Raw genomic sequence first — 5,993 nt, 5'->3', positions numbered from 1 at the left:
TTGCCCACCCCTCACGCCCCGCACGCCCGTCATCGCCCCTCGCACCCTTCACGAAAGCCCCTTCATGAGCCTGCACGGTCTGCTCGACGTCGTAGTCAAGGACGCCGCCCTCGCGGAAGCGATCAAGGCCGCCGGTGACGGCAACCGTATGCACGTCGATCTGGTCGGCCCGCCCGCCGCCCGGCCCTTTGCCGTGGCCGCGCTGGCGCGGGACGCCGGGCGGCCCGTGCTGGCCGTCACCGCGACCGGCCGGGAGGCCGAGGATCTCGCCGCCGCCCTCCGGTCGCTGCTGCCGCCGGACACCGTCGCCGAGTTCCCGGCCTGGGAGACCCTCCCGCACGAGCGGCTCTCGCCCCGCAGCGACACCGTCGGCCGACGTCTCGCCGTACTGCGCCGCCTCGCGCATCCCCGTGCCGACGACCCGGAGACCGGGCCGGTGTCCGTCGTCGTCGCGCCCGTGCGGTCCGTGCTTCAGCCGCAGGTCAAGGGGCTGGGGGAGCTGGAACCGGTTGCCTTGCGGACCGGTGCGAGCGCCGACCTCAACTCCGTCGTCGAGGCGCTCGCCGCCGCCGCGTACTCCCGCGTGGAGCTGGTCGAGAAGCGTGGCGAGTTCGCCGTACGCGGCGGAATTCTCGATGTGTTCCCGCCTACCGAGGAGCACCCCCTCCGGGTGGAGTTCTGGGGCGACGACATCGAGGAGATCCGGTACTTCAAAGTTGCCGATCAGCGGTCCCTCGAAGTCGCCGAGCATGGACTTTGGGCACCGCCCTGTCGTGAGCTGCTGCTCACTGACGAAGTACGGGAGCGGGCCGCCGCCCTTGCCGAGGCGCATCCCGAGCTCGGTGAGCTGCTCGGGAAGATCGCCGAGGGGATCGCCGTGGAGGGCATGGAGTCCCTCGCGCCCGTGCTCGTCGACGACATGGAGCTGCTGCTCGACGTACTGCCCAAGGGGTCCATGGCCGTCGTGTGCGATCCCGAGCGGGTGCGTACGCGGGCCGCGGATCTTGTGGCGACCTCGCAGGAGTTCCTGCAAGCCTCCTGGGCGGCCACCGCCGGTGGCGGCGAGGCGCCCATCGACGTCGGCGCGGCTTCCCTGTGGTCCATCGCGGACGTACGGGACCGGGCGCGCGAGCTGGACATGATGTGGTGGTCCGTGTCGCCCTTCGCCGCCGACGAGGAGCTGACAGATTCATTTGCCGCTGACGCGGCGGGCGACACGCTCAAGCTCGGCATGTACGCGCCCGAGACCTACCGAGGGGACACCGCGAAGGCCCTCGCCGACACCAAGGGCTGGCTCGCGGACGGCTGGCGCACGGTGTTCGTGACCGAGGCGCACGGCCCGGCCGCACGTACGGTCGAGGTGCTGAGTGGGGAGGGTATCGCCGCCCGGCTGGAGGCTGATCTCGCCTCCCTCACCCCCTCCGTCGTGCAGGTGGCGTGCGGGTCGATCGACTTCGGGTTCGTCGATCCGAAGCTCAAGCTCGCCGTGCTCACCGAGACCGACCTCACCGGGCAGAAGGCCGCCGGCAAGGACGGCGCCCGTATGCCCGCCCGGCGCCGCAAGACCATCGACCCGCTCACCCTTGAGACCGGCGACTACATCGTGCACGAGCAGCACGGCGTGGGCCGGTACATCGAGATGGTTCAGCGGACCGTGCAGGGCGCGACCCGCGAGTATCTCGTCGTCGAGTACGCGCCCGCCAAGCGTGGGCAGCCCGGTGACCGGCTGTACATCCCCACCGATCAGCTCGAACAGATCACCAAGTATGTGGGTGGCGAGGCGCCCACCCTTCACCGGCTCGGTGGCGCCGACTGGACCAAGACCAAGGCGCGCGCAAAGAAGGCCGTCAAGGAGATCGCCGCCGATCTGATCAAGCTGTACAGCGCGCGGATGGCAGCGCCGGGACACGCCTTCGGCCCCGACACGCCCTGGCAGCGCGAGCTGGAGGACGCCTTCCCGTACGCCGAGACGCCCGACCAGCTCACCACCATCGCCGAGGTCAAGGACGACATGGAGAAGACGGTCCCGATGGACCGCCTGATCTGCGGCGACGTCGGCTACGGCAAGACGGAGATCGCGGTTCGGGCCGCGTTCAAGGCGGTTCAGGACGGGAAGCAGGTCGCCGTCCTTGTCCCTACAACTCTCCTTGTGCAGCAGCACTTTGGCACGTTCAGCGAGCGCTACTCCCAATTCCCCGTCAACGTACGGGCGTTGAGCCGCTTCCAGACGGACACCGAGGCGAAGGCCACTCTGGAGGGGCTGCGGGAGGGGGCCGTGGACGTCGTCATCGGCACCCATCGCCTCTTCTCCTCCGAGACCAAGTTCAAGGATCTCGGGCTTGTCATCGTCGACGAGGAGCAGCGGTTCGGCGTCGAGCACAAGGAGCAGTTGAAGAAGCTGCGCGCGAACGTGGACGTGCTGACCATGTCCGCCACGCCCATTCCCCGTACGCTCGAAATGGCGGTCACCGGCATCCGTGAGATGTCGACGATCACCACCCCGCCGGAGGAACGCCACCCGGTGCTGACCTTCGTCGGGCCGTACGAGGAGAAGCAGATCGGCGCCGCCATCCGCCGTGAACTCCTGCGTGAGGGCCAGGTGTTCTACATCCACAACCGTGTCGAGTCCATCGACCGGGCTGCGGCCCGGCTGCGGGAGATCGTCCCGGAGGCGCGGATCGCCACCGCCCACGGCCAGATGTCCGAACAGGCCCTGGAGCAGGTCGTCGTCGACTTCTGGGAGAAGCGGTACGACGTCCTCGTGTCGACGACGATCGTCGAGTCCGGCATCGACATCTCCAACGCCAACACGCTGATCGTGGAGCGCGGCGACAACTTCGGGCTCTCCCAACTGCACCAGTTGCGCGGGCGAGTTGGGCGTGGCCGCGAGCGCGGGTACGCCTACTTCCTCTATCCGCCGGAGAAGCCCCTGACCGAGACCGCCCACGAGCGGCTCGCGACCATCGCCCAGCACACCGAGATGGGCGCCGGCATGTACGTCGCCATGAAGGACCTCGAAATCCGCGGCGCCGGAAACCTCCTGGGCGGCGAACAGTCCGGGCACATCGCGGGAGTCGGCTTCGATCTGTACGTACGGATGGTCGGCGAGGCCGTTGCCGACTACCGGGCCTCGCTGGAGGGCGGGGTGGAGGAGGAGCCGCCGCTCGACGTCAAGATCGAGCTGCCTGTCGACGCGCACGTCCCGCACGACTACGCCCCCGGCGAGCGCCTGCGCCTGGCCGCCTACCGTGCCATCGCCTCCGCCAACACCGAGGCCGACATCAAGGCCGTACGGGAGGAACTCGTCGACCGTTACGGCAAGTTGCCCGAGCCGGTCGAGAACCTGCTGCTGGTGGCCGGGCTGCGGATGCTCGCGCGGGCCTGCGGGGTCGGGGACATCGTGCTCCAGGGCACCAACATCCGCTTCTCACCCGTGGAGTTGAGGGAGTCGCAGGAGCTGCGGCTCAAGCGCCTTTACCCCGGGTCGGTCATCAAGGCGACCGCGCACCAGATCCTCGTACCGCGCCCCAAGACGGCCAAGGTGGGCGGAAAGCCCTTGGTCGGGCGGGAGTTGCTCGGGTGGACCGGGGAGTTCCTGGCTTCGATCCTCGGGTCGTGAGCCGAGCCCGGTAGACAGGAAGCGTCAAGAGGCAGCCGTCCGTGGCCCGTTGAGGGCTGTGGGCAGCTGCCTCGGGCTTGCGTCTCGGGCTTCAGGGGCTTTTGGGACACCTCCGGGGCTACGGCTGATCGGGCCTGTCGCGATCGCGGTCCATGCCCAGCGCGTCCTCGATCCGCTGCTGTGCGTCGTCGACCTGGCCCGTGTACTTGTCGCCCGTCTTCTTGTTGACCTGTTTCTCCGCGGCGTCGGAGACCTTCTGTCCCGTCTTGCCGCGCATCTGGCCCTTGAACTTGTCGAAGATGCCCATCCAGAGCTCCTTCCGGAGATGAGTCAGCACGACGATACGCCCGCTATGCGGAATACGCCCCTTGAGTCTCCTTGAGTTCCCTTGAATGCGCTTGCATGCCGGTGAGCGCCCCTATGGCGGGAAGAGGCCGCCCGATAGCCTGGTGACCAGCGGAAATCCGCGGGTGCGGGTGGGGAAAGGGGCTCATCTTCGCGATCGCGTCCGGCCCGGCAGCAGCCGGCCCCGGCCACGCCTGCCGCAGAGTTCCTCGATCCGCGCCGCGAGGTGCGCGGCGGTGTGCCGGAGCCGTGTCCGGTGGTCCGGTGCCAGACAGTCGCTCACGATCAGGCGCCAGTCCTCGTCGAGCCCGGCGCCGAGACGTAGGGGCGCGGTGCCGCGCGCGTAGGCCTGGGCGGCGAGCGAGCGGGCGCGGGCGGTGGAGCCGGGGAAGGGGTGGCGGCCACCGGTGAGCACCTGGTGGGCGAGGACGCCGAAGGCCCAGATATCGGCGGTCGGCCGCACCACCGCCCCGCGCGCGCCGGTGCGCTGGGACCACCACTCGGGCGGCAGATGGTCGAGCGTGCCGAGCGGTGGCATGTGGGCGTGGGTGCCGTCGAGTTCGGTGGCGAGGCCGAAGTCCGCGAGCCACACCTCGCCGCCCGCTCCCAGCAGCACGTTGTCGGGCTTGAGGTCGCCGTGCACCCAGCCGGCGCCGTGCATGTGGGCGAGCCCGGAGACGACGCCCCGCAGGACACGTACGGCGTCCGGGATCGGACCGCCCGCCGGGCCGGAGGACTTCGGCGAGTCCAGGACCTGGCGCACACTGGCCTCGGCCCGGTCCATCACAAGCGCGATCGCGCCGTCCAGCTCGGGCATGTCCGGTGCGTCGACGGTGCACACGGCACGGGTGCGTATGAGGTGGGGATGGTCAGCCTCGGCGCTGAACCGCACCTCGCGGGCGACCAGTTCGCCGAACTCGGCCCGCTGACCGGGTGCCAGGGCGCCGGTCGGCAGCACCTTCACCGCAGCCGCCGTACCGTCGGCGACCGCGCGGGCCTCGTACACCGTGCCCCAGCCGCCCGAGCCGATGACCCCGCCCAGTTCCCAGCCGTCGACACGGAAGCCCGTAGGCAGACGCGGTGTCGCGAGGACGTCCTCCTCGGCGTCCGACGAGGTCATGCGCCGAGCCGCTCCGCCACGGCCCGCCTGCGGGACGGCAGGAGCGCGAGGTGTTCCTCACGGACCAGGCCGAAACGCAGGGCGAGGGAGGCGAGCCGGGCGCGTTTGGCGCCGGTACGGCCGACACCGTCCGCGCCGGGATCGTCCTCGACGTCCAGGCGCAGCTTCGACAGGGCCAGGTAGTCGATGTGGTAGTTGACGGCGGAACGGGTCAGACCACGACAGCTCTCCAGCGGACGCAGCCGCTCCGCGATGTCCCCGGCGCCCGGCAGCGCGCTGTCCCCGGGGTCGCGCAGCCGGGGCTCGCACAGGGCGACCAGCACCAGGAAGTACTTGGCCGTCGGGTCGAGGGCGTAGGGATGCACGGTCAGTTCCCCCGAATCCCCTGAACAGGGCACCGACCGCTCGTTCAGATAGGCGTGCTGCGGGGCGAACACCTTGAAGTCGGCGGTTCCGTTCAGCGCGGGCAGGACGACCCGGGAGAACTCGAAGGGCACCGGCGCGCCGAGCCGCCCGGGAGCGACGGTGATGTACTCGCCGGCGCCCTCCAGGTTCTCGACCACGTACGCCGTGTCCCGGCTGAAGTTCGACAGCCGCCAGTAGTCCTCGGCCGCCTCCAGTCGTCCCGCGCGCCGGGAGATCCCGGGGTCGGGCAGGACGATGGACACCTCCCCGCGCCCGAACTCGGCGATGTCGCCAGGCCCCATGCGCAGCAGTCCGGGACTGCCCGTCCCGAGGGCTTCCGGCCGCGACGGACCGGGCGGCTGGACAATGATCGTTTCCATGCTGACTCTTCCCCCGAAGTTGTCACCAGGATTGCCGGGATTGCCGGGATTGCCATGATCGGCAGGATTGCTTGGACGGTTCCTGGGACCGTCGACCTGTGTGCTGTGTGCTGTGTGCTGTGTG

At 69.8% G+C, this 5,993-nt stretch carries 4 protein-coding genes; 1 reads left to right on the top strand and 3 read right to left on the bottom strand.

Features of this window, described 5'->3' with window-relative positions:
• Positions 1–64: 64 nt before the first annotated feature.
• Positions 65–3,619, top strand: a complete 3,555-nt coding sequence (gene mfd, locus AOK08_RS26145) for a transcription-repair coupling factor (protein ID WP_055530480.1) — start codon at positions 65–67, stop codon at positions 3,617–3,619.
• A 118-nt stretch (positions 3,620–3,737) separates the two neighbouring features.
• Here the strand turns inward: mfd and AOK08_RS26140 are convergent, their stop codons facing one another.
• The 3 genes from AOK08_RS26140 to AOK08_RS26130 form a co-directional block, all read right to left on the bottom strand.
• The gene (locus AOK08_RS26140) at positions 3,738–3,926 is read right to left on the bottom strand and encodes an Rv0909 family putative TA system antitoxin (RefSeq protein WP_055530478.1); all 189 of its coding nucleotides are present in this window, start codon (positions 3,924–3,926) and stop codon (positions 3,738–3,740) included.
• 183 nt (positions 3,927–4,109) lie between these two features.
• Positions 4,110–5,084: a serine/threonine-protein kinase gene (locus AOK08_RS26135; RefSeq protein WP_241827096.1), complete on the bottom strand. Its 975-nt coding sequence runs from the start codon at positions 5,082–5,084 to the stop codon at positions 4,110–4,112.
• Positions 5,081–5,869 carry a hypothetical protein gene (locus tag AOK08_RS26130; protein ID WP_055530470.1) on the bottom strand — a complete coding sequence of 263 codons (789 nt, stop codon included), beginning with the start codon at positions 5,867–5,869 and terminating at the stop codon, positions 5,081–5,083. Before AOK08_RS26130 ends, AOK08_RS26135 begins: the two co-directional genes overlap by 4 nt.
• Positions 5,870–5,993 lie beyond the last annotated feature (124 nt).

Origin of the sequence: Streptomyces graminilatus (assembly GCF_001418565.1) — a bacterium.
GTDB classification, from domain to species: Bacteria; Actinomycetota; Actinomycetes; order Streptomycetales; family Streptomycetaceae; genus Streptomyces; species Streptomyces graminilatus.
Note: the sequence above shows the minus strand (reverse complement) of the source record. Positions and strands in the feature narration are given on the sequence as shown.